The organism is Geodermatophilus sp. SYSU D00697 (genome assembly GCF_054050175.1).
In genome coordinates this window covers 105,338-127,417 of the sequence record NZ_JBJGYV010000016.1, presented here as the reverse complement: position 1 = coordinate 127,417, position 22,080 = coordinate 105,338, and the positions used below count along the sequence as shown (strand labels likewise).

General features: G+C 74.2%; 19 protein-coding genes and 1 tRNA gene. 8 read left to right on the top strand and 12 right to left on the bottom strand.

What is annotated here, in order from left to right; all coding sequences use genetic code 11:
- Positions 1-110 precede the first annotated feature (110 nt).
- From leuA to ACI79C_RS15500, 3 genes are all read right to left on the bottom strand, one after another.
- Positions 111-1,856, bottom strand: coding sequence for a 2-isopropylmalate synthase (leuA, locus tag ACI79C_RS15510; protein ID WP_456946556.1), 1,746 nt, complete (start codon positions 1,854-1,856; stop codon positions 111-113).
- Between the two features lie 174 nt (positions 1,857-2,030).
- Positions 2,031-2,666, bottom strand: coding sequence for a helix-turn-helix domain-containing protein (locus tag ACI79C_RS15505; RefSeq protein ID WP_456946555.1), 636 nt, complete (start codon positions 2,664-2,666; stop codon positions 2,031-2,033).
- A 362-nt stretch (positions 2,667-3,028) separates the two neighbouring features.
- Positions 3,029-4,621 (bottom strand): phospholipase D family protein, encoded by a 1,593-nt coding sequence (locus ACI79C_RS15500; protein ID WP_456946554.1) that lies wholly within the window; start codon positions 4,619-4,621, stop codon positions 3,029-3,031.
- Positions 4,622-4,695: 74 nt separating this feature from the next.
- On the opposite strand from ACI79C_RS15500, the gene ACI79C_RS15495 reads away from it, so the two are divergent.
- Together ACI79C_RS15495 and ACI79C_RS15490 are read left to right on the top strand one after the other, a co-directional pair.
- Positions 4,696-5,964 carry an aspartate kinase gene (locus tag ACI79C_RS15495; protein ID WP_456946553.1) on the top strand — a complete coding sequence of 423 codons (1,269 nt, stop codon included), beginning with the start codon at positions 4,696-4,698 and terminating at the stop codon, positions 5,962-5,964.
- Positions 5,961-7,013 carry an aspartate-semialdehyde dehydrogenase gene (locus tag ACI79C_RS15490; protein ID WP_456946552.1) on the top strand — a complete coding sequence of 351 codons (1,053 nt, stop codon included), beginning with the start codon at positions 5,961-5,963 and terminating at the stop codon, positions 7,011-7,013. The genes ACI79C_RS15495 and ACI79C_RS15490 overlap by 4 nt, the downstream gene beginning before the upstream one ends.
- 111 nt (positions 7,014-7,124) lie before the next feature.
- Here the strand turns inward: ACI79C_RS15490 and ACI79C_RS15485 are convergent, their stop codons facing one another.
- On the bottom strand, positions 7,125-9,014 hold the full coding sequence (locus ACI79C_RS15485) for a prolyl oligopeptidase family serine peptidase (RefSeq protein ID WP_456946551.1): 1,890 nt from the start codon (positions 9,012-9,014) through the stop codon (positions 7,125-7,127).
- A 161-nt stretch (positions 9,015-9,175) separates the two neighbouring features.
- Between ACI79C_RS15485 and ACI79C_RS15480 the strand changes: the two genes are divergently transcribed.
- Positions 9,176-10,456 (top strand): MFS transporter, encoded by a 1,281-nt coding sequence (locus tag ACI79C_RS15480; RefSeq protein ID WP_456946550.1) that lies wholly within the window; start codon positions 9,176-9,178, stop codon positions 10,454-10,456.
- 48 nt (positions 10,457-10,504) lie between these two features.
- Here ACI79C_RS15480 and ACI79C_RS15475 read toward each other — a convergent pair whose 3' ends face one another.
- The 4 genes from ACI79C_RS15475 to ACI79C_RS15460 all read right to left on the bottom strand — a co-directional run bounded on the left by ACI79C_RS15475 (position 10,505) and on the right by ACI79C_RS15460 (position 14,004).
- Positions 10,505-11,590 (bottom strand): hemolysin family protein, encoded by a 1,086-nt coding sequence (locus ACI79C_RS15475; RefSeq protein ID WP_456946549.1) that lies wholly within the window; start codon positions 11,588-11,590, stop codon positions 10,505-10,507.
- Entirely contained in the window at positions 11,587-12,909 is a 1,323-nt protein-coding gene (locus ACI79C_RS15470) for a hemolysin family protein (protein ID WP_456946548.1), read from the bottom strand. The genes ACI79C_RS15475 and ACI79C_RS15470 overlap by 4 nt, the downstream gene beginning before the upstream one ends.
- A gap of 78 nt (positions 12,910-12,987) precedes the next feature.
- Positions 12,988-13,064 (bottom strand) — tRNA-Pro (locus ACI79C_RS15465).
- A 31-nt stretch (positions 13,065-13,095) separates the two neighbouring features.
- Positions 13,096-14,004 (bottom strand): metallophosphoesterase, encoded by a 909-nt coding sequence (locus ACI79C_RS15460; protein WP_456946547.1) that lies wholly within the window; start codon positions 14,002-14,004, stop codon positions 13,096-13,098.
- Between the two features lie 54 nt (positions 14,005-14,058).
- On the opposite strand from ACI79C_RS15460, the gene ACI79C_RS15455 reads away from it, so the two are divergent.
- Both ACI79C_RS15455 and ACI79C_RS15450 read left to right on the top strand, forming a co-directional pair.
- Entirely contained in the window at positions 14,059-14,511 is a 453-nt protein-coding gene (locus ACI79C_RS15455) for a GatB/YqeY domain-containing protein (RefSeq protein WP_456946546.1), read from the top strand.
- A gap of 5 nt (positions 14,512-14,516) precedes the next feature.
- Positions 14,517-14,717 (top strand): endonuclease/exonuclease/phosphatase family protein, encoded by a 201-nt coding sequence (locus tag ACI79C_RS15450; protein WP_456946545.1) that lies wholly within the window; start codon positions 14,517-14,519, stop codon positions 14,715-14,717.
- A 78-nt stretch (positions 14,718-14,795) separates the two neighbouring features.
- Here ACI79C_RS15450 and ACI79C_RS15445 read toward each other — a convergent pair whose 3' ends face one another.
- From ACI79C_RS15445 to ACI79C_RS15435, 3 genes are read right to left on the bottom strand one after another with little or no spacing between them, the layout of a single operon-like run.
- Entirely contained in the window at positions 14,796-17,168 is a 2,373-nt protein-coding gene (locus ACI79C_RS15445; RefSeq protein WP_456946544.1) for a penicillin-binding protein, read from the bottom strand.
- A 41-nt stretch (positions 17,169-17,209) separates the two neighbouring features.
- A complete protein-coding gene (locus ACI79C_RS15440) occupies positions 17,210-18,463 on the bottom strand; it encodes an ArsA family ATPase (RefSeq protein ID WP_456946543.1) in 1,254 nt (417 codons plus the stop codon).
- Positions 18,460-19,452, bottom strand: a complete 993-nt coding sequence (locus ACI79C_RS15435; RefSeq protein ID WP_456946542.1) for an ArsA-related P-loop ATPase — start codon at positions 19,450-19,452, stop codon at positions 18,460-18,462. Before ACI79C_RS15435 ends, ACI79C_RS15440 begins: the two co-directional genes overlap by 4 nt.
- A 135-nt stretch (positions 19,453-19,587) precedes the next feature.
- Here ACI79C_RS15435 and ACI79C_RS15430 point away from each other — a divergent pair, with 135 nt between their 5' ends.
- From ACI79C_RS15430 to ACI79C_RS15420, 3 genes are read left to right on the top strand one after another with little or no spacing between them, the layout of a single operon-like run.
- Positions 19,588-19,761 carry a hypothetical protein gene (locus ACI79C_RS15430; protein ID WP_456921386.1) on the top strand — a complete coding sequence of 58 codons (174 nt, stop codon included), beginning with the start codon at positions 19,588-19,590 and terminating at the stop codon, positions 19,759-19,761.
- A 7-nt stretch (positions 19,762-19,768) separates the two neighbouring features.
- On the top strand, positions 19,769-20,242 hold the full coding sequence (locus tag ACI79C_RS15425; RefSeq protein ID WP_456946541.1) for a RidA family protein: 474 nt from the start codon (positions 19,769-19,771) through the stop codon (positions 20,240-20,242).
- A complete protein-coding gene (locus tag ACI79C_RS15420) occupies positions 20,239-21,039 on the top strand; it encodes an NUDIX hydrolase (protein ID WP_456946540.1) in 801 nt (266 codons plus the stop codon). Before ACI79C_RS15425 ends, ACI79C_RS15420 begins: the two co-directional genes overlap by 4 nt.
- Positions 21,040-21,222: 183 nt before the next feature.
- Here ACI79C_RS15420 and ACI79C_RS15415 read toward each other — a convergent pair whose 3' ends face one another.
- The gene (locus ACI79C_RS15415) at positions 21,223-21,897 is read right to left on the bottom strand and encodes a Crp/Fnr family transcriptional regulator (RefSeq protein WP_456946539.1); all 675 of its coding nucleotides are present in this window, start codon (positions 21,895-21,897) and stop codon (positions 21,223-21,225) included.
- Between the last annotated feature and the right edge of the window lie 183 nt (positions 21,898-22,080).

The following is a 22,080-nucleotide window of genomic DNA, read 5'->3' as shown; positions in this document are numbered from 1 at the left end:
CGGGGGGGGGGGGGGGGGGGGGGGGGGGGGGGGGGGGGGGGGGGGGGGGGGGGGGGGGGGGGGGGGGGGGGGGGCGCCCCCCCCCCCCCCCCCCCCCCCCCCCCGACTTCCTACCGCTGCGCCCGGTTCACCGCCGAGACGACCGCGCGCAGCGACGCGGTGACGATGTTCGGGTCGATGCCCACGCCCCACAGCACCCGGTCGCCCACGGCGCACTCGACGTAGGCGGCGGCCTTCGCGTCACCGCCGGCGCTCATGGCGTGCTCGGCGTAGTCCAGCACCCGGACGTCGACGTCCAGGCCCCTGAGCGCGTCGACGAACGCCGCGATCGGCCCGTTGCCCCGGCCCTCGACGGTGACCGGGACGCCGTTGTCGACCAGCTCCACCGACATCTCGTCCACCTGGGCGCCGTGCGCCTGGTGCCGGTGGCCGGCCAGCGAGAAGCGGCCCCACGGGGCGTCGGGGTCGGGCAGGTACTCGCTGGAGAACGCCGTCCACATCTGCTGGGCGGTGACCTCGCCGCCCTCGTCGTCGGTGTGCCGCTGGACGACCGCGCTGAACTCGATCTGCAGCCGCCGGGGCAGGTCCAGGTGGTTCTCGGTCTTCATGATGTAGGCGACGCCGCCCTTGCCGGACTGGCTGTTCACCCGGATCACGGCCTCGTAGCTACGACCGACGTCCTTGGGGTCGATCGGCAGGTACGGCACGGCCCAGGGCATGTCCTCGACCGGCTTCTCGGCCGCCCGCGCGTCGGCCTCCAGCGCCTTGAACCCCTTGTTGATGGCGTCCTGGTGGGAGCCGGAGAAGGCGGTGTAGACCAGGTCGCCGCCGTAGGGGTGCCGCTCGTGCACGCCGATCTGGTTGCAGTACTCGACGGTGCGGCGGATCTCGTCGATGTCGGAGAAGTCGATCTGCGGGTCGATGCCCTGGCTGAACAGGTTCAGGCCCAGGGTGACCAGGTCGACGTTGCCGGTCCGCTCGCCGTTGCCGAACAGGCAGCCCTCGATGCGGTCGGCGCCGGCGCGGTAGCCCAGCTCGGCGGCGGCGACGGCGGTGCCGCGGTCGTTGTGCGGGTGCAGGCTCAGGACGACGGCGTCGCGCCGGCCCAGGTTGCGGTGCATCCACTCGATCTGGTCGGCGTAGACGGTCGGCTCGGCCATCTCGACCGTCGCGGGCAAGTTGATGATCGTGGGCCGGTCGGGGGTCGGCTCCCAGACGTCGGTGACCGCGTTGCAGACCTCGACGGCGAAGTCCAGCTCGGTGCCCGTGAAGGACTCCGGGGAGTACTCGAAGGAGATGTCGGTCCCGGTCATCTGCTCGGCGAGCTTGCGGACCACCTGCGCCCCGTGGACGGCGATGTCGACGATGCCCGCGCGGTCGGAGCCGAAGACCACCCGCCGCTGCAGCGTGGACGTCGAGTTGTACAGGTGGACGATCGCCTGCTTGGCGCCGCGCAGGGACTCGTAGGTCCGCTCGATCAGCTCGTCGCGGGCCTGGGTCAGCACCTGGATCGTGACGTCGTCGGGTACCAGGTCGTCCTCGATGAGCTGGCGGACGAAGTCGAAGTCGGTCTGGCTGGCTGCCGGGAAGCCGACCTCGATCTCCTTGTAGCCCATCCGCACCAGCAGCTCGAACATCCGCCGCTTGCGGTCCGGCGTCATCGGGTCGATCAGCGCCTGGTTACCGTCCCGGAGGTCGACGGCGCACCAGCGGGGGGCCACGGTGGTGACGGTGTCCGGCCAGGTGCGGTCGGGCAGCACGACCGGGGTGAAGGGCGCGTAGCGGTGGATCGGCATGCCCGAGGGCTGCTGCGGGCGCCGGACGTGCGGGTGGTTCTCGCTCATGTTCCTGCTCACGGGGGTTCGCTCCTCTGGCGCGGGCTGGACTCAGCTCCGGTGGGGCGGTCAGCAGGCGCCGGGGACGCTCTCGGTCACGGCAGGTCTCCGCGGCGAGGGGGCCGACCTAGGAGAGGGCCTCGCCGCGGCGGGTAAGCAGGAGGCTGCCGCGCACGCCCCCACGGTAGCAGCGCGTCAGGCCAGGTCGCAGCCACACGCGCAGTCGGGCGCGTGCACGGGCGTGCCGATGCCGTCGTCGAGCTCGTCGCAGCGGGGCGGACAGGTGCACTCGAAGCACACGTCGAGGCCGTTCAGCTCGCCGGCCAGGAACCGCCGCTGCAGCTCGGCCTCCCGCTCCCGCCACCGCGCCAGACGCCGGGCCTCGGCGCGCTCCCTCGGCGCGTCGCCGGCCCGGGGGAGCTGGTGGTCGTCGGGCGTGCCGGTGCGGTCGCGGCGGGCGTCGCGCCGGCGTCGGTCGCGGTCGAACGTGTACCAGACCCGCGCTCGGCCGTGCCGGTGCTCGTCGTGCCACCAGCCCTCGTCGGAGTACCGGGTGTCGAGGTGCGCCGGGTACAGCCGGCCGGCCGTGTCGCGCACGGCGTCGGGATCCATGCCCGGCACCTCCTGGCCCCGGCTGTCCACCAGCGCCAATCGCAGCCCCGCGACCTCGGCGGCGCGCGCCAGCAGGCCGGCCGTCACGCCGCGACGGCCGGCCTCGGCGTGGGAGACCACGGCGGCGGACACCCCGCACGCCCGGGCCAGCTCGCGCTGCGAGAGGTCCGCCCGCCGGCGGATGCGCCGCAGCATCCCCGGGAGGTCGAGCTCGGCCACGTCGCCAGCGTGGCTGCGGCGGCGCTCGCCCTGCGACGTCCGAGGGCATCTGTGGACGCCCGGTGGTCCTGTGGACCGGCCGAGCGGGCCAGGCGTGGCCGGGGCTAGCAGGGCGCGGCCGGGGCGAGCAGGGCGCAGCCGGGGCGGGCATGTGCACCCCGGGAGCTCGTGCTCTGCCTGCGGTGGGTACGCAGTGCACGAGCGTCCGCGGAGGACCTCGTGGGGCTCCGCCTTCGTGCTCTGCATCGCGTGGGTACGCAGAGCACGAGCTACCGCGGAGGGGTGGTCGGGGCGGCCAGGGAGGGGCCTCCGCCCCGGGGACGGGCACCGGGACGGGCCGTGGCCGTGGGACCGGCGGCGGGTCAGAAGCGCTTGGCGGCGCGCATCCGCCAGGGGCGGCCGTCGGGGTCGTCGAGCAACCGGTAGACGGGGGTCGCCCACAGCCGGGTGGGCAGCGAGAGCCGCTCGGTCCGGTGCGGCCGCAGCCGCCCGGGAGGGCGGGGGCCGCGCCGCCCACCGGCGTGCCAGTCCTCCAGTGCGGCCGCCGACGACCCCAGCGCCGCCACGAACGCGTCGGGGTCGAGCAGGTCGGCGTCCTCGCTGCCGTCGGACGCGCGGTCGAGGTGCTCGCGGGCCAGCACCAGGCGCAGGTCGCGGGCGAAGGTGCGGGCGCCGTCACCGGTGCCGGCCGGGTCGCGCGGCTCCCGGGGGTCGCGCGTGGTGTCGAGGACGGCGGAGGAGAGCTCGCTGTCGTGGGTCCAGGACCGGCGGTTGAAGTTGTCGCTGCCCACGCTGGCCCACGTGTCGTCGACGACGCAGACCTTGGCGTGCACGTAGACCGGCGTCCCCTCGTGGTTCTCCACGTCGAAGACGTGGACCCGGTTGCGCCCCGCTCGCCGGCACATCTCCAGCGCCTGCCACCGACCGACGTACTGCGACCGCTCGGCGACCGCGCCGTCCTGGTCGGGCACCCGCGGGACCACCACGACCAGGTGCAGCTGCGGGTTGTCGGCCAGCGCCTCGGCGAACAGCCGGGCCACCTCACCCGACCACATGTACTGGTCCTCGAGGTAGACCAGCCGGCGGGCCCGCTTGATCGCCTTGGAGTAGCCCCGGGCGATCGAGCGCTCCCCCCGGGGGGCGAAGCGGTAGGGCGGACGGATCGCCGGATAGGTCCGCAGGTTCTGCACCACGTGGGGGCCCGCCGGAGGTGGCGGCGGCAGCTGCGGCGGCAGCGGGTCGCCCTCCAGGCGGGCGTGGTGGAGCTTGTCGCGCACCCAGGCGATCGGGTGGTCGGTGTCGGCGTTGTTCGGGTCCTCCCACCGCTCGCGGAAGACCGTGTCGAGCACGCCGACCGCCGGGCCGCGCACCATCAGCTGCACGTCGTGCCACGGCGGGCGCGGCCCGTACGCGGCGGCCATCGGCAGCGGCTGCGGGTCCCCGCGGTGGTCGGCGTCGTCCCGGCGGCCGTGGCACAGGTCGATGCCGCCGATGAAGGCGACGTCCCGGGTCGGGTCCTGGTCGTGCCGGAGGACGACGAACTTCTGGTGGTGGCTGCCGCCGCGGCGCACCCGCTGGTCGAGGATGACCTCACCGCCGCCGTGCTCGATCTCCGCGTCGAGGGCCCGGTTCTCCTCCTTGCTGAACGACGCCCGGTCCATGTGGGAGCGCCACACCAGTCCGCGCACGGTGACCCCGCGGCGGACCGCCTCGGTGAACAGCTGTGCGACGGTCGGGCCGCCGGGGCGCAGCTGCTCGTCCGGGTCGCCACGCCAGTCGGTGAAGAACAGGTGGTCGCCGTCGTCGAGGGCCTCGACGCACTCGACGAGCCGGTCGAAGTAGGTGGCACCGTGCACCAGCGGCACGGCCAGGTTGCCCTCGGTGTAGGCGGGCAGGCTCGTGGCCGGGTTCCCGCGCTCGTCGGCCGTCAGCAGCCAGCGCTCCGGATCGTCCACTTGGTGATCACAGCGTCCCGTCATGGGGGACGCAAGCACGGGCCGCGCGGGGCACGTCGGTAGCCTGTGGACCCGTGGCCCTCGTCGTCCAGAAGTACGGCGGCTCCTCCGTCGCCTCCGCCGCGCACATCAAGCGCGTCGCCGAGCGCATCGTGGCGGCCAAGAAGGACGGCAACGACGTCGTCGTCGTGGTCTCCGCCATGGGTGACACGACCGACGAGCTGCTCGACCAGGCAGCCCAGATCACCGACGACCCGCCCGGTCGCGAGCTGGACATGCTGCTCACCGCCGGTGAACGCATCTCCATGGCCCTGCTGGCCATCGCGATCAGCACCCACGGGTACGAGGCGCGGTCGTTCACCGGCTCCCAGGCCGGGGTGATCACCACCTCCAGCCACGGCAAGGCGCGGATCATCGACGTCACGCCCGGCCGGCTGCGCGACGCCCTCGACGATGGGTCGGTCGTGATCGTCGCCGGGTTCCAGGGCGTCAGCCAGGACACCAAGGACGTCACCACCCTGGGCCGCGGCGGGTCGGACACCACGGCCGTGGCCGTCGCCGCCGCGCTGCAGGCCGACGTCTGCGAGATCTACACCGACGTCGACGGCGTCTTCACCGCCGACCCGCGGATCGTGCCGAACGCCCGGCGGCTGGACACCGTGACGTACGAGGAGATGCTCGAGCTCGCCGCCTCCGGGGCGAAGGTGCTCATGCTCCGCTGCGTCGAGTACGCCCGCCGCTACGGCATCCCGGTGCACGTCCGCAGCTCCTACTCCCAGCTCCCCGGCACGATCGTGACCGGCTCGATGGAGGACCTCACGGTGGAACAGGCCATCATCACCGGCGTCGCGCACGACCGCTCCGAAGGCAAGATCACCGTCTACGGGGTGCCGGACCGCCCGGGTGAGGCGGCGCAGATCTTCCGGGTGCTGGCCGACGCGGAGATCAACATCGACATGATCGTGCAGAACGTGTCGGCCGAGGCCAGCAAGCTCGCCGACATCTCCTTCACCCTCCCCAAGAGCGACGGGCCGGCCGCGCTGGCGGCGCTGGAGAGGGTCAAGCACACCGTCGGCTACACCGACACCCGCTTCGACCAGCACATCGGCAAGGTGTCCCTGGTCGGCGCCGGGATGCGCTCGCACCCCGGCGTCTCGGCGCGGTTCTTCGGTGCGCTCGCCGACGCGGGGGTCAACCTCGAGCTGATCAGCACCTCGGAGATCCGCATCTCCGTGGTGTGCCGCGACACCGACGTCGACCTCGCCGTCCGCGCGGTGCACGACGCCTTCGACCTCGGCACCGAGGAGGCCGAGGCGGTCGTCTACGGAGGGACCGGACGATGAGGCTCTTCAGCAACGACGGGCTGCGGGTCGGGATCGTGGGCGCGACCGGCCAGGTCGGTGGCGTGATGCGCCAGATCCTCGCCGAACGGGACTTCCCCGTCAGCGAGCTGCGCTTCTTCGCCTCCGCCCGTTCGGCCGGCAGCACCCTGCCGTGGGGGAGCGGCGAGATCCCCGTCGAGGACGCCGCGACCGCGGACCCGACCGGGCTGGACGTCGCGCTGTTCTCCGCCGGCGCCTCCACCTCGCGGGTGCAGGCGCCGCGGTTCGCCGAGGCCGGCGTCACGGTGATCGACAACAGCTCGGCGTGGCGGCGCGACCCCGACGTCCCGCTGATCGTCGCCGAGGTCAACCCGCACGCGCTGGGCGAGATGCGCAAGGGCATCATCGCCAACCCGAACTGCACCACCATGGCCGCGATGCCGGTGCTCAAGCCGCTGCACGACGAGGCACAGCTGGTGCGCATCGTCGCCAGCACCTACCAGGCGGTCTCGGGCAGCGGCCTGGCCGGCGTCGAGGAGCTCGACACCCAGGTCAAGACGGTCGTCGACAAGGCCGCCGAGCTCACCCACGACGGCTCGGCGGTGACCTTCCCCGAGCCGGTCAAGTACGTGAAGCCGATCGCCTTCAACGTGCTGCCCATGGCCGGGTCGCTGGTGGACGACGGCACGTTCGAGACCGACGAGGAGCAGAAGCTCCGCAACGAGAGCCGCAAGATCCTCGAGATCCCCGAGCTGCGGGTGTCGGGCACCTGCGTCCGGGTGCCGGTCTTCACCGGGCACTCCCTGTCGCTGAACGTGGAGTTCGACCGGCCGCTGTCGGTGGAGCGGGCCACCGAGCTCCTGACCGGGGCGCCGGGCGTGGAGCTGACCGCCGTCCCGAACCCGCAGCAGGCCGCCGGGCAGGACCCGAGCTACGTCGGGCGCATCCGGCAGGACCCCGGCGTGGACGGTGGTCGGGGGCTGGCGCTGTTCATCAGCAACGACAACCTGCGCAAGGGCGCGGCGCTCAACACCGTCCAGATCGCGGAGCTCATCGCTACGACACGGTGACCCTCCGGGTCACACCGCGGCCAGGTGCCGTCCCCGGCTCGCGTTGAGCCGCTTCGTGGCTGCCCGGCGGGGGGCCTCCGGCCCCCGCCGGGCACCACAGGCGGTGGCCCTCTACGGCTGGACGTTCCTCAAGGCGAAGCTCAGGGCGACCTCGACCTGGCGGATGGTCTCCTCGATGACCAGTGAGCCGTGGCCGGCGTCGAACCGGTACACCTCGTGCCGCTTGTCCAGCCGCTCCAGCTCCCCCAGGTAGTTCTCGATCTGCCGGATCGGGCAACGCGGGTCGTTCGCGCCGGCCACCACGAGCACCGGTGCGCGGACGGCGTCCACGTAGGTGATCGGCGAGGAGCGCACGTACACGTCGCGCACCTCCTCCGGGGAGCCGCCGAACAGCGCCCGGTCGTAGGCCCGCAGGCCCTCCATCTCGTCCTCGTAGGCGGCCAGGTAGTCGGCCACCGGCACCTCGGCGATCCCGGCCGCCCAGCGCTCCGGCTGCGTGCCGAGCCCGAGCAGGGTGAGGAACCCGCCCCACGACCCGCCCGACAGCAGCGCCCGGGCCGGGTCGACGAGGCCCTCCTCGACCAGTGCGTCGTAGACCGCGGCGACGTCCTCGAGCTCGGTCAGCCCGGGCCGGCCGGTGAGCGCGTCCCGCCAGGCGCTGCCGTAGCCGGTCGAGCCGCGGTAGTTGACGTGGACGACGGCGTACCCGGCGTCGACGTAGGCCGCGCGGCGCGCCCGGTAGGAGTCGTCGTCGGCCGCCTCCGGGCCGCCGTGCACGAGGAAGGCCGTGGCGTACGGTGCCGGGCCCGCCGGCCGGACCACCAGCGCGTGGATGTCGCCCCCCGGCCCGGGCACCCAGCGGTCCTCCACCGGGTAGGCCGCCGGCGGCTCCTCGCCGGGCGCGGCCAGCACGACGGGGCCGTCGGCGCGGCGGATCACCGGCGGCAGCTCGGCGTTGGACCAGGCCAGCTCCACGGTGCCGTCCGGGCGGGCGGTGGCCCCGCGGACGACACCGGTGGGGGTGTCCAGCCGCTCCAGGGCGCCGGTGGCCAGGTCGTAGCGGTACAGCTCGCTGCGGGCGGCGTGGTCGTGCCCGACCAGCAGCGCCGAGCCGTCCGGGTACCAGCCGGCGGTCACGTCCCCGGGCAGGTCCAGCACGATCTCGGTCTCGGTGTCGCTGCCGACGTCCCAGACGAGCAGCTCCTCGCGTCCCCGGCGCTCGTGGCCGACCAGCAGCCGCCGGTCGCCGGGCAGCGGGGCGAACTCCAGGGCGTGGAGGGCGCGGCCCTCGCCGTCCCACTTCTCCGCGACGACCGCGGGCGCGTCCTCGCTGGTGGTGTCGGTCCGCAGCACGCGCAGCGCCGGGTAGCGGGGGTCGCCGTGCTCGGAGTGCGAGATGACCAGCAGGTCCTCGTCGTGGGTCAGGCCGTCGACCGAGGCCGGGTCCTCGTGCCGGTAGACCACCCGCGGGGCGTCCCCGGCGGGGGCGACCCACAGCTCGGAGCCGTCGTCGGTGGACCGGCCCACCGCGACGACGGAGCGGCCGACCTCCAGCCCCGCCGGGTAGGCCGGGCCCACCTCGGGCAGGGCCACGCGGTCGTCGCCGCCGGCGAAGGGCTGCACCATCCAGACGCCGAACTCGTCCCCGTCGGTGTCGGCGAACCACCAGATGGTGTCGCCGTCGGGGCTGATCGTGCCGATGAGGGTCCCGTTTGCCCGGTCGGTGGCCTGCCGGTGGGCGTCGGTCGTCCGGTCCCAGGCGTACTGCTCGACGACGCCGCTCACGTCGGAGGAGTACAGGCAGCGGTGCGGGGCGTCGCGGGCCCAGTCGGGCAGGCTCACCCGCGGCGCGCGGAACCGGGCCTGCCAGCGGGCGGTCACCTCCGGGGGGAGGGCCGCGGCGAAGGGCGTCGGGGTCCCGGGGGTCAGGACGCCGGGCCGGGGGTCGTCGGCCCCGGGGGTGACGGGAGGGTCGGACGGCGCAGCGGGCTCGGCACTCACCGGTCCATCTTCCCCGGGCGGGACGGCCGTGGGGACGCCACCTCCGGGAGCCCGGTCCCGGCCACCGCTTGACGCGGCCGCGGTGTGACGCAGACCATGGACGAGAAGTTCGGACGGCTGTCCGCAGAGCGGACATGCTTCGTGTGTCGACAGGAGTGCCCATGTCCCAGTCCACCCGGAGGAGCACGTCCGCGCGGGGCGACGCGGCGCCGCACGAGGACGGCCGACTGTCCGCAGCAGCGATCGCCGTCGGGTTCGCCGTCCTCTGTCTCTCGTACATGCTCAACGCGATGGACCGGCAGGTCTTCTACCCCCTGCTGCCGCAGATCCGCGAGGACTTCGGGTTCTCGCTGGACCAGTCCGGGCTCCTCGCGACCGGGTTCACCCTGGGCATCGCGCTGACCGGGGTCCCCGCCGGGTACCTGCTCGACCGGCTCTCCCGGAAGATGATCGTGGTCGTCAGCGTCGTCGTGTACTCGCTGGGCACCCTGGCGATCCCGCTGTCGGTCGGCTTCGGCGACATGGCCGTCTACCGGCTGGTCTCCGGCGTCGGCGAGGGGGTCCAGGCCACGGCGATCTACGCGATCATCGGCGCGTTCTTCTTCCACCGCCGTGCCGTCGCCGCCGGCTTCATCGGCGTCGCGTTCGGGCTGGGTGTCTTCCTGGGGCCGGTGGTCGGCCAGGCCTTCGCCACCGCCTCCGACAGCTGGCGCGCGCCCTTCTACGTCTTCGGTGCCGCCGGCCTGGTGATGGCGGCGGTCCTCGTCGCCGCCGTGCCGCGGGCGATGAGCGAGGCGCTGGCCGGTCGCGCCGGCACCGCGGACACCGCCTCCTACGAGCACGTGCCGGCCAGCCCGTACAACCGCGGCACGCTGGGCCTGGGCATCGCCTCGGCCGTCTCCGGTCTGGTCTTCTACGGCTTCCTGGGGCTGTACCCGACGTTCCTGCAGGAGCAGCTCGGGTTCGCCCCGCCCCAGGCCGCGCTCGCCGCGTCCCTGGTCGGCTTCGGGGCGATGACCGCGCTGCCGGTGGGGTGGCTCGCCGACCGGTACGACCAGCGCCTCCTGCTGGCCGTCGGCTTCGTGGGTTCGTCGCTCACGGCGCTGCTGGCCTACCGGTTCGCCGACGGCCCGGCCGCGCAGTACGTGCTGGCCTTCCTCATGGGCACCTTCGCCAGCGGCGTGCTGTTCACCAACTGCACGACGGCCATGCAGCGCGCCGTCCGGCCCGAGCACGTGGGCCGTGGCGCGGGGCTGTTCATGCTCACCTACTACGTCGCGGCGGCGTTCTCCGGGCTCCTCTTCGCCCGGCTGGTCGCGGGTCTGGGCTGGGACGGCGCCGGACTGGTCCAGCTCACCCTGCTGCCCGTCCTCGGCCTCGCGGCACTGCCGCTGGTCGACCGCCGGCGCATGGTGCTGCCTCCCCGGCTCGCCCGGCGCTGACGGCGGGAGGACGACGGCGCCGGGTCCGGACCGGACCCGGCGCCGTCGTCACCGCCCGCCCGCCCCGGCGCCCGCACCCGCTCCCGCGCCGACCCCGGGGTGCTCCACGGCGGCGTCCCGGACGTCGCCGATGAGCTGCTCCAGGACGTCCTCGAGGGCGACCACGCCGACCGTCGCGCCGTCCCGGTCCACCCGGCCCAGGTGCGCGCCCTGGACGCGCATCTCGGAGAGCACGTCGGGCAGCGCCGACCCGGGCGCCAGGGGCACCAGCGGGGTGACGTGCGCGTCGTCGACCGGCCGGTCGCGCGCGGCGGGGTCCAGGCCGAGGACGTCCTTGACGTGCACGTAGCCGAGCAGCGCGCCGTCGTCCCCGCGGACGGGGTAGCGGCTGAACCCGTGCTCGGCGACCACCGCCTCGAGCTGCCGCGGGGTCGCCGACCGCGGCACGGTGACGACCTGCTCCAGCGGCAGGAGCACCGACTCGACGGCGTGCTGCTCGAAGGTGAGCGCCCCGGCGGCCAGTTCGCTGACCTCGCTGCCCAGCAGGCCCTCCCGGCGTGACTGGGTCACCATCGACCGGATCTCGGCCTCGTCGAAGCTGGCGGCCACCTCGTCGGTGGGCTGCACGCCGAAGAGCCGGACGAAGGCGTTGGCCACGGTGTTGAAGAACCAGATGACCGGGCGCAGCACCCGGACGAAGGCGGCCAGCGGCGGCCCGAGGGCCAGGGCCGCGCGATCCGGGCCGGCGATCGTGACGTTCTTGGGCACCATCTCGCCGAGCACCATGTGCAGCACGGTCACGATCGACAGCGCGATGACCAGCGCGATCGGGTGCAGCAGCCCCTCCGGGACGCCGAGTGCCGCCATCGGCGCCTCGATCAGGTGCGCCACCGCCGGCTCGCCGACAGCACCCAGGCCCAGCGAGCACAGCGTGATGCCCAGCTGCGCGCCGGCCATCATCTGCGACACGTTGCGCATGGCGGCCAGCGTGCGGCGCGCCCGCGGTGAGCCCGCGTCGGCGCGCGGCTCGATCTGGTCGACCCGCGCCGAGACCAGCGCGAACTCCGCGGCCACGAAGAAGGCGTTGCCCAGCAGCAGCGCGATCAGGACCAGCAGGCTGAGGACGTCGCTCACGCCGCGGCCACCTCCTCGTCGACCGGGACCTCGACCCGCTCGGCGCGCACCCGTGCCACCCGCCGACCGTCGAGGGACTCCACGGTCAGCCGGGCGCCCTCCAGGTCGACGGTGTCGCCGACCGCGGGCAGCCGCTGCAGCCGCTCGGCGAGGAAGCCGGCCAGCGTCTCGTAGCGGCCCTCGGGCACCGGGACGCCGGTGCGGTCGCGGACCTCGTCCGGGCGCAGCAGCCCGGACAGCAGCCAGGTGTCCTCGTCGGCCCGGCGGAGGGTGCGCAGCGGCCGGTCGGTCTCGTCGGCGATCTCCCCGACCAGCTCCTCCACGATGTCCTCCAGGGTCACCACGCCGTGGGTGGCGCCCCACTCGTCGACGACGAGGGCCATCTGCAGCCCCTGCTCGCGCAGCAGGTCCAGCAGGCGCTCCAGCTGCAGCGACGACGGGACGGCGAGCACCGGCGCGGCGAGCTCGCCGGCGGTCCGGGTGCCCCGCTCGGCCTCCGGGACGGCGACCGCGTGCTTGACGTGGACGACGCCGGTCACCTGGTCGAGGTCCTCGCCGTACACCGGGAAGCGGGAGTTGCCCGACGCGACGGCGGCCGCGATCACGTCGTCCGCGGTGACGTCGGCCGGGAGGGTCCACAGCCGGGTGCGCGGCGTCATCACGTCGGTGGCGTACTTCTGCCGCAGCGCCAGGGACCGCTGGAGCAGCCGGGCCGCGACGGGGGAGAGGTCGCCCTCCTCGGCCGAGCGGCGGGCCACGGCGGCCAGCTCCTCGGCGCCGCGGGCGGACTCCAGCTCCTCCCGGGGCTCGATCCCCAGCCGCCGCACGATCGCGTTGGCGACCCGCTGCAGCCCGTTCACCACCGGCCCGGAGACCCGGGTGAACGCCCGCATGCCGGGGGCCACGGCACCGGCCACGGCCATCGGGTCGGCGATCGCCAGGTTCTTCGGGCCCAGCTCGCCGAGCAGCATCTGCAGCGTGGTGGCCAGCGCCAGGGCCAGGCCGTAGGAGAGCCCGGTGACGAGCCCGCCGGGCAGTCCCAGCGACTCCAGGGGGCCGCGCAGCAGCTGGCCGAGGGCCGGCTCGGCGAGGTAGCCGACGACGAGCGTGGTGATCGTGATGCCCAGCTGGGCGGCCGAGAGCTGGGTGGACAGCGCCCGCAGGGCCGCCACCACCCCGCGGGCGCGCCGGTCTCCGCCGCGCGCCGCCTCCTCGGCCCGGCCGCGGTCGACGGTGGTCAGGGAGAACTCGGCGGCCACGAAGAAGCCGGTGAGCGTGGTCAGCGCCACGGCGGCGAGGAGGAGCAGCCACTCGGTCATCGCGACCCCGGTGCCCGCTCGACGAGCGGGTCAACCCCGGAACGACTCAGGGGCCGCCTTCCGGCGGCCCCTGAGCACTGGTCGGGGTGACAGGATTTGAACCTGCGACCTCGTCGTCCCGAACGACGCGCGCTACCAAGCTGCGCCACACCCCGAGGTACGCGTCGAGTCTAACCGACGACCTCCTCAGCCCTGACGGGCGGTCAGGGTGAGCAGTGTCGCCTCCGGCGGGCAGGCGAACCGGACCGGCGCGTAGGGGCTGGTGCCCAGGCCCGCGGACACGTGCAGCCACGTCCCGTTCGGGTGCGCGGCCGACGGCTCCGCCCAGCGGTGCAGCCACCGGACCCGGTCGCGGTCGATCCCGCAGTTGGTCACCAGCGCGCCGTAGAAGGGCACCCGCAGCTGGCCGCCGTGGGTGTGGCCGCACAGCAGCAGGTCGTAGCCGTCGGCGGCGAACCGGTCGAGCACCCGGGGCTCGGGGGAGTGGGCCAGCCCGATCCGCAGGTCGGCGGTCGCGTCCGCGGGCCCGGCGACGCGGTCGTAGCGGTCCCGCCGGATGTGCGAGTCGTCGACGCCGGCGAGGACGATCCGCCGTCCGCCGACGGTCAGCTCGCCCCGGGCGTTGGTGAGGTCCACCCACCCGCGGCCGGCCATGCCCTCCCGCAGGTCCGGCCAGGGCAGCGGGTCGCCGTGCACCCGCTTGTGGTCGCGCTTGAAGTACTTCAGCGGGTTCTTCGGCCGTGGCGCGTAGTAGTCGTTGCTGCCGGGCACGAAGGCGCCCGGCCGGTCCAGCAGCGGCTCGAGGGCGCGCAGCGTGCCCGGGACGGCGTCGACGCCGGCCAGGTTGTCCCCGGTGTCCACCACCAGGTCCGGCTCCAGCTCGGCCAGCGAGGCCACCCACTCCTGCTTCGACCGCTGGGCCGCGGTCATGTGCAGGTCGGACAGGTGCAGGACCCGCAGCGGAGCCGCCCCTGGCGGCAGCACGGGGACGTCGAAGCGGCGCAGCGTCCACCGGGTGCGCTCGTAGAGGGAGGCGTAGGCGAGCCCTGCGGCGGCCGAGGCGGCGAGCGAGGCCAGGACGGTGGGAGCGCGCACGGCAGCCCAGGGTACGCAGCGCCGGGCCGGGACCTGTCGTGCCAGGCTGGACGCGTGTCCGACCTCAAGGAACAGCTGCGCGCCGACCTGACCACCGCGATGAAGAACCGCGACGAGCTCCGCACCGCGACCCTGCGGATGGTGCTGGCCGCGGTGAGCTCGGAGGAGGTGGCCGGCAAGGAGGCCCGCGAGCTCGGCGACGACGAGGTGCGGGCCGTGCTCCGCCGGGAGGCCAAGAAGCGCCGCGAGGCCGCCGAGGCGTTCGCCGCCGCCGGCCGCGGGGAGCAGGCCGACCGGGAGCGCGCCGAGGGGGACGTCGTCGCCGGCTACCTGCCCGCCCAGCTCGAGGACGCCGACCTGGCCGCGCTGGTGGCCGACGTGGTCACCCGCACCGGGGCCAGCAGCATGAAGGACATGGGCCGGGTCATGGGCGCGCTGCAGGCCGAGGTCGCCGGCCGCGCCGAGGGCGGCCGGGTGGCCGCCGAGGTCCGCCGCCAGCTGGGCTGACCGCGGTGGCGGCCGGGCCGGTGCGGGTGGCCACCTGGAACGTCTGGTGGCGCTTCGGGGACCGCTGGCGCGAGCGCCAGGACGCGCTGCTGCGCACCCTGCGCGCCGTTGACGCGGCGGTGCTGGCCGGGGACCCCGTGGACGGGGTGGCTCCCTCGGACCACCGGGCGGTCGTCTGCTACCTGCGCTGGGCCGACGGTCCCTGACACCGGCCCCGGGCAGCACACGGCCCCGGTGACCGGGTGTCCGGTCACCGGGGCCGTGTGCTGGGACGGGGCCCGTGCTCAGTTCTCCCCGTCGTCGCCGTCGCCGCGGCCGCGGTTCCCGCGGTCGGCCTCGTCGCCGTCGCCGTCGTCGTCCCCGTTGCGGTCACCGCCGCCGTCCCCGTCGTCGGCGCTCTCGTCGCCGCCGTCGGCCGGGGCCTCCGACTCCTCCCGGGCGACCTCGGAGCCGTTGCTCACCAGGATGGCCACGGTCTCGCCGTTGCTGACCCGGCTGCCGGCGCGGGGGTCGGTGCCGACGACGGCGCCCTCGGGCTCGCTGCTGTCGACCTCGCTGACGGTGGCGCGCAGCCCGGCCCCCTGCAGCGCCGAGCGGCAGGTGCTCACCGACGTGCAGGAGGGCACCTGGCGGGTGTTGCCGTTGGCCACGACCGGGTCCTCCGGCGGGAACTCCGCCGTCGGCTGGTTGCTCAGGATGGGGGCCATCGCGTCGTGCCAGATGGTGGCCCCCTTGCCGCCACCGAAGCCCCCGACGCTGCGGTCGGCCGCGGAGTTGAACACCATCACGCTGGCGGTGTACTCGGGCGTGTAGCCGACGAAGGCCACCGACGCGTTGTTGTTGATCGTCCCGGTCTTGCCGGCGATCTGGTGGCCCGGGACGTAGGCGCGGCTGGCGGTCTGGCCCGGGTGCCCCGGCTCGACGTCACCGCGCAGCATCTGGTTGAGGGTGTTCGCCACGCCCGGCGGGATCGCCTCCGGGGTGCAGTTGTCGTCCTTGACGACGGGCTCGCCGTCCTCACCGGTGAGCGGCTCGCCGTTGACGTCGAGGATCTGGGTCACCGGCTTCGGGTCGCACTGCGTGCCGCTGGCGGCCAGCGTGGAGTAGGCGCTGGCCAGGTCCAGCGGGCTGACCGCGTCGGTGCCGAAGGTGAACGAGCCCCGGTTCTCCGCGATGATCGTGTCGGCCGGCCACTGGTTCGCGGCGTCGAAGTGCATGCCCATCCGCTCGGCCATCCGCACCGGTCCCTCGACCGACCCGAGCCGGTCCTCCAGCGCCAGGAAGTAGGTGTTGGAGGACATGTAGAGGGCCTTGGTCATGTCCAGGGTGCCCGGGTACCCGCTGCCGGCGTTGCCGATGTCGTAGTAGCCCGCGCCGTCCCGGTACACCCGGGAGACGTACCGGCTGCCCGTCGAGATCGTGTAGTACTTCGAGTAGCCCTGCTCGAGCGCGGCCGCGGCGGTGAAGACCTTGAAGGTGGAGCCCGAGCCCTTGCTGGGCACCACGTTGAAGTTCACCGACTCGCAGTCGGGGTCGTCGCAGCCGTAGCGGCGGTTGTTCGCCATCGCCAGCACGTGGCCGGTGCCCGGCTCCACGGCCGTGTAGGTGCCGACCAGCTCGTCGCCCATCGCGAGGGTGTTGAGCACCGCCTGGTCGCCGGCGACCTGCATGTCCGGCCGCAGCGTCGTCTGGATCGTCCAGCCGCCGTTCTTGATCTCGTCCTCGCCGAGCCCCAGCGTCCCCCGCAGGTAGCCGTAGAGGTAGTCGCAGAAGAACCCGCCGACGGCGGCGTCGATGCACCCGTTGGGCGGGGAGGTGCCCGGGCGGACCTCGACCGGCGTGGGGGAGATCTCGTCGAACTGGGCCTGGTCGATGTGGCCGAGGTCGAGCATCCGCTGCAGCACCTGGTTGCGGCGGACCTGGGCGTTCTCCGGGTTGGTGATCGGGTCGTCGTTGGTCGGGCTCTGCACGAGGCCGGCCAGCATCGCCGCCTGCGGCAGGGTGAGGTCGGCGGCGTTGACGCTGAAGTACCTCTGGGCGGCGGCCTGGATGCCGTAGGAGCCCTGCCCGAAGTACACGATGTTGAGGTAGCGGGTGAGGATCTCGTCCTTGCCGTACTTCTCCTCGAGGGCGAGCGCCAGCCGCGCCTCCTTGAGCTTGCGGCCCACGCTCTCCTCGGTCGCCGCCGTCCGCTCCTCGGGCGTGGTGGCGGTCTGCACCAGGGTCTGCTTGACCAGCTGCTGGGTCAGCGTCGACCCGCCCTCGCGCACCGCGCCCGCCGCCAGGTTGGTCGCCAGCGCCCGCAGCGTGCCCTGCACGTCGAGGCCGTTGTGCTGGTAGAAGCGCGAGTCCTCGATGTCGACCAGCGCCTGCTTCATGACGTCGGCGATCTGGTCGGACGCCACCGGGGTGCGGTTGTCCCGGTAGAAGTAGGTGATCAGCGAGCCGTCGGCGGCCAGCACGCGGGTGTTGCCCGCGGGGGCCTGGTCGGTGAGCTCGACGGGGAGGGCGTCCAGCAGCGAGGCGGAGTTGCGGGCGACCAGGCCCGAGCCGCCCACGAAGGGCAGCATCATGCCGGCGACCAGGGCACCGGCGAGCACGATCGTCGCGGCCAGCTTCGCGAGGACCCGGGCGCGGGGGGAGGCGGCGGGAGACATCGCGAGCCAATGTACGGTGCCGCGCGCTCCTGACGTCGCCGTCAGCGACGGCGCGCGGGGAGGACGCGTGTCCGGGGCACGCCCGTCGGCGTGTCGTCGTCCGGGCCGGTCAGTGCGTCGGCCATCCCGCGCAGCCCGTCGAGGTCGTGCACGTCGCCGGCGGCGGCGGGCACCGTGCGGACGGCGACCTCCGGGTGGGCGCTGGTGAACCGGTCGGCCAGCCGCTGCTCCCGGGCGGCGACGGTCATCCGGTCGGCGTGCACGCGCAGCGCGCCGGCGGCCAGCTCGGCGGCCTCCCCGCCGGCCTCGAGCACCTCCTCGGCGGCACCGTCGGCGCGGGTCGCGGTCAGCACCGTCGTCGCCGGCGGGTGGGTGCGGTTGAGCACCAGCCCGGCCAGCGGCATCTGCTCGGCCGAGAGCCGGTCGACGAAGTAGGAGGCCTCGCGCAGCGCGTCGGGCTCGGGCGTCGCGACGACGACGAACCACGTGCCCGGCCGGCGCAGCAGCTCGTAGGTCGCCGTGGCCCGCTCGCGGAACCCGCCGAACATGGTGTCCAGGGCCGAGACGAACGCGGAGATGTCGCGCAGCAGCTGCCCGCCGAGCACCTTGCTGATGATCCGGCTGAACACCAGGAACCCGGCGCCGACCAGGCGCATCCCGGCCCGGCCGCCGGCGCGGGCCGGCGCGGTCAGCAGCCGGATCATCGTGCCGTCGAGGAAGCGGCTCATCCGGTTGGGCGCGTCGAGGAAGTCCAGCGCCGACCGCGACGGCGGGGTGTCGACGACGATGAGGTCCCACTGCTCGCTGGCCCGCAGCTGGCCCAGCTTCTCCATCGCCATGTACTCCTGCGTGCCGGCGAAGGAGGACGACAGGGCCTGGTAGAAGGGGTTGGAGAGGATCTGCTCTGCCCGCTCGGGCGTCGAGTGCGCGCACACGATGTCGTCGAACGTGCGCTTCATGTCCAGCATCATCGCGTGCAGCTCGCCCTTGGCCCCCGGGACGTCGACCTGCCGCGGCTCGTTGTCCAGCTCGACCAGGCCGAGGGACTGGGCCAGCCGCCGCGCCGGGTCGATGGTGAGGACGACGACGGTGCGCCCGGCCTCGGCCGCGGCCAGGGCCAGCGCCGCCGACGTCGTCGTCTTGCCCACGCCGCCCGCCCCGCAGCAGACGAGGATCCGGGTCGCCGGGTCCTCGATGAGCTCCTCCAGCTCCAGCGGGAGGGCCTGCGGCGGAGGCGGCGCCGCCGGGCGCGGGTGCCGGTGCCGCTCAGCCGCCTGGGGTGCCGGCTGGGTCACGCCGCCACCGCCGTCCGGAGGTGCTCCTCGAGCCGCCCGGCGAGCTCGAAGAGGGCCCCGAGGTCGATCGGGCCGGGCAGCAGCGGCAGCTCCACCGTGGGCCGGTCCAGTGCCTCCACCTCGTCGCGCAACTCGTCCTGGGCGGCCCAGCGCCGGGCGTGGTCGATGGCCTCGGCGGCCAGCGCGTCGGCGACCTGGGGACCGTCGTGCACGTGGGCGGCGGCGAGGGCCGGGGCGAGCTCGGCGCCGGTGAGCCGGCCCTCGGCGGCGCGCAGCAGGTCCTCCTCGGGCAGCAGCGGCTCGGTCGCCATGTTGACGACCACCGACCCGACCGGCAGCCCGGTCGCGGTGAGCTCGGCGATCGCGTCGGCGGTCTCCTGCACCGGCATGTCCTCGAGCAGGGTCACCAGGTGCACCGCCGTCTGCGGCGACTTGAGCACCGCCATGACCCCGTCGCTCTGCGTCTTGATCGGGCCGGAGCGTGCCAGCCCGGCCATCTCCCCGGTCACGTTGAGGAACCGGGTGATCCGGCCCGTGGGCGGGGCGTCGACGACGACGGCGTCGTACACCCGCTTCCCGTCACGGCGGCGGGTGACCGCCTCCTTGATCTTCCCGGTGAGGAGCACGTCGCGCAGGCCCGGCGCGATGGTGGTGGCGAAGTCGATGGCGCCCATCTTGCGCAGCGCCCGGCCGGCCCGCTTGAGGTTGTAGAACATCTCCAGGTACTCGAGGAGCGCCTCCTCGACGTCGATGGCCAGGGCCTTCACCTCGCCACCGCCGCGGGCGACGGCCACCCTCCGCTCCTCGTAGGGCAGCGGCGGGGTGTCGAACAGCTGGGCGATGCCCTGCCGGCCCTCGGTCTCGACCAGCAGCACCTGGCGGCCCTCGGCGGCCAGGGCCAGGGCGAGGGCGGCCGCGACGGTGGTCTTGCCCGTCCCGCCCTTCCCGGTCACGACGTGACAGCGCACGGGGAAGGGTTCGGGGCTCACGGGAACCAGCCTAGGAGGCCACCGTCCTCCGGGCTCCCGCACCCGCCAGCAGCGCGGCCCTCCTGCAGGGGCCCGCCGCGAGCTCGCTCGCGGTGGGGGGCAGGGGGGTCCTCCCACTGCGCTAGCGTCGCGCCCATGAGCGAACCGGCCCGCGTGCGGTGGGAGTACGCCACCATCCCGCTGCTGATCCACAACACCAAGGCGATCCTCGACTCCTGGGGCGTCGACGGGTGGGAGCTGGTCACCGTGCTCCCCGGCCCCGCCGGCGCCGAGCAGCCGGTGGCCTACCTCAAGCGCCCCCTGGGCTGAGCTCGCCATGACCACGCCGCAGACCCAGAGCTGGCACGCCCGGCTGGCCGAGCTGGGCATCCGGCTGCCCCCGGTCGCCGCCCCGGTGGCGGCCTACGTCCCCGCCGTCCGCAGCGGTTCGCTGGTGTACACGTCCGGGCAGCTGCCCTTCGTCGACGGCGGGCTGCGCCGCACGGGCAAGGTCGGCGGGTCGGTCGACCCCGAGGACGCCGCCCACGACGCGAAGGTGGCCTGCCTCAACGCGCTGGCCGCGATCGACGAGCTGGTGGGGCTGGACTCGGTCGCCCGGGTGGTGCGGGTCGTCGGCTACGTCGCGAGCGCCGAGGGCTTCACCGGGCAGCCGCGGGTGGTCAACGGCGCCAGCGAGCTCCTCGGACGGGTGTTCGGCGAGGCCGGCCGGCACGCCCGCAGTGCCGTCGGTGTGGCCGAGCTCCCGCTGGGCGCGCCCGTCGAGGTCGAGCTCACCGTCGAGCTGAGGTGACCGGACCCCGCCAGGCGGCCACCGTCCTGTTGCTGCGGGACGGCACCTCGGGGCTCGAGGTCTACCTGCTGCGCCGCACCCGCGGGATGCCCTTCGCCGGCGGGATGACCGCCTATCCCGGCGGCGGCGTCGACCCGCGGGACGCCGACGTCCGGACCGCCTGGGTCGGCCCGTCCCCGGCGCAGTGGGCGACGGCGTTCGGCTGCGACGAGCCCACCGCCCGCGAGCTGGTGTGCGCCGCCGTCCGCGAGACCTTCGAGGAGGCCGGGGTCCTGCTGGCCGGTTCTCCCGACGGCGCCGACGGGATCGGGGTGGTCCCGGACGTCACCGGGGACGACTGGGAGGCCCAGCGGCAGGCCCTGCTGACCCGTGAGCTGTCCCTGGCCGAGCTGCTCGCCGACCGCGGCCTGGCGCTGCGCTCGGACCTGCTGCGCCCGTTCGCGCACTGGATCACCCCGCCGGACGAGCCGCGCCGCTACGACACCAAGTTCTTCGCCGCCGCGCTGCCGGTCGGGCAGGAGGCACGGCACGTCACCGGCGAGGCCGACGAGGCGAGCTGGCTCACCCCGGCCACCGCGCTGGCCGAGCTGTCGGCCGGCACCCGCCCCATGCTGCCGCCCACAATTCACACCCTCGGCCAGCTCGAGCCCTTCGCCGACGTGGCGGCGGTGCTGGCCGGCTCCCCGCCGGAGCCGCTGCACCCGATCAGCCCGACGTTCGAGGACGAGCCGGACGGCCGCTGGGCGGTGCTGCCCGACGGCACGCGTATCCGGCTGGTCGTGCCGCTTCCTTCGTGACCCTCCGGGTCACCTCGCGATGACGTCGTCTTCCCACCGGCCGTCGGTGGTCGATCACCGCGGTGTCGTCGCCGACCTCGCGGTACACCGCGCGCTCGGCGAGCACGAGGCGAGGTCGGTGACGCCGGATGCACGAGAGGCCCCGGGACCCATCCGGTCCCGGGGCCTCTCGGCGTGCGTCGCTCAGCGGGCGCGACGGCGCAGGCGCTCCTCGTCGAGGACGACGACCGACTTGCCCTGCAGCTGGATCCAGCCGCGGTGCACGAAGTCGGCCAGCGCCTTGTTCACCGTCTCCCGGGAGGCCCCGACCAGCTGGGCCAGCTCCTCCTGGGTGAGGTCGTGCTTGACCCGCAGGCCCTCGCCCTCACGGCTGCCGAACCGGTCGGCCATCTGCAGCAGCGCCTTGGCCACGCGGCCGGGGACGTCGGTGAAGATCAGGTCGGCCACCGAGTCGTTGGTGCGCCGCAGGCGGCGGGCCAGCACGCGCAGCAGCTGCTCGCCGATCTCCGGGTGCGCCTCGATCCACGGGCGGATCACCGACTGCGGCATCCGGGCCAGCTTGACGTCGGTGACGGCGGTGGCCGTCGCCGTGCGCGGCCCGGGGTCGAAGACCGACAGCTCGCCGAACTGGTCCGACGGGCCCATGACCGCCAGGACGTTCTCGCGCCCGTCCGGCGACCGCCGGGACAACTTGATCTTGCCCGACAGGATGATGTAGAGGCTGTCGCCGGGCTCGCCCTCGTTGAACACGACCCGCCCCCGGGGCAGGGTGAGGGTCTCGAGGCGGCTGATGACCGTTTCCACCGCCTCTTCCGACTGCCCCTGGAAGAGCCCGGACTGGGCCAGCACCTCGTCCACTACGCGTCCTCTCGCACGACCACCGGGGAGTGCCGACAACCGGCGGCTCCCGTCAGCGCGCGCGTCCGCGCCGCGCTGTCCGGTGTGAGTCTAGGGGGCTGTGCGCGTGGTCACCCGATCAGTGGGGAGGTGGGCACCCCCGAAGGGTGACGACGCCCTCCGTGACGGCCCTCGGGACGGGGT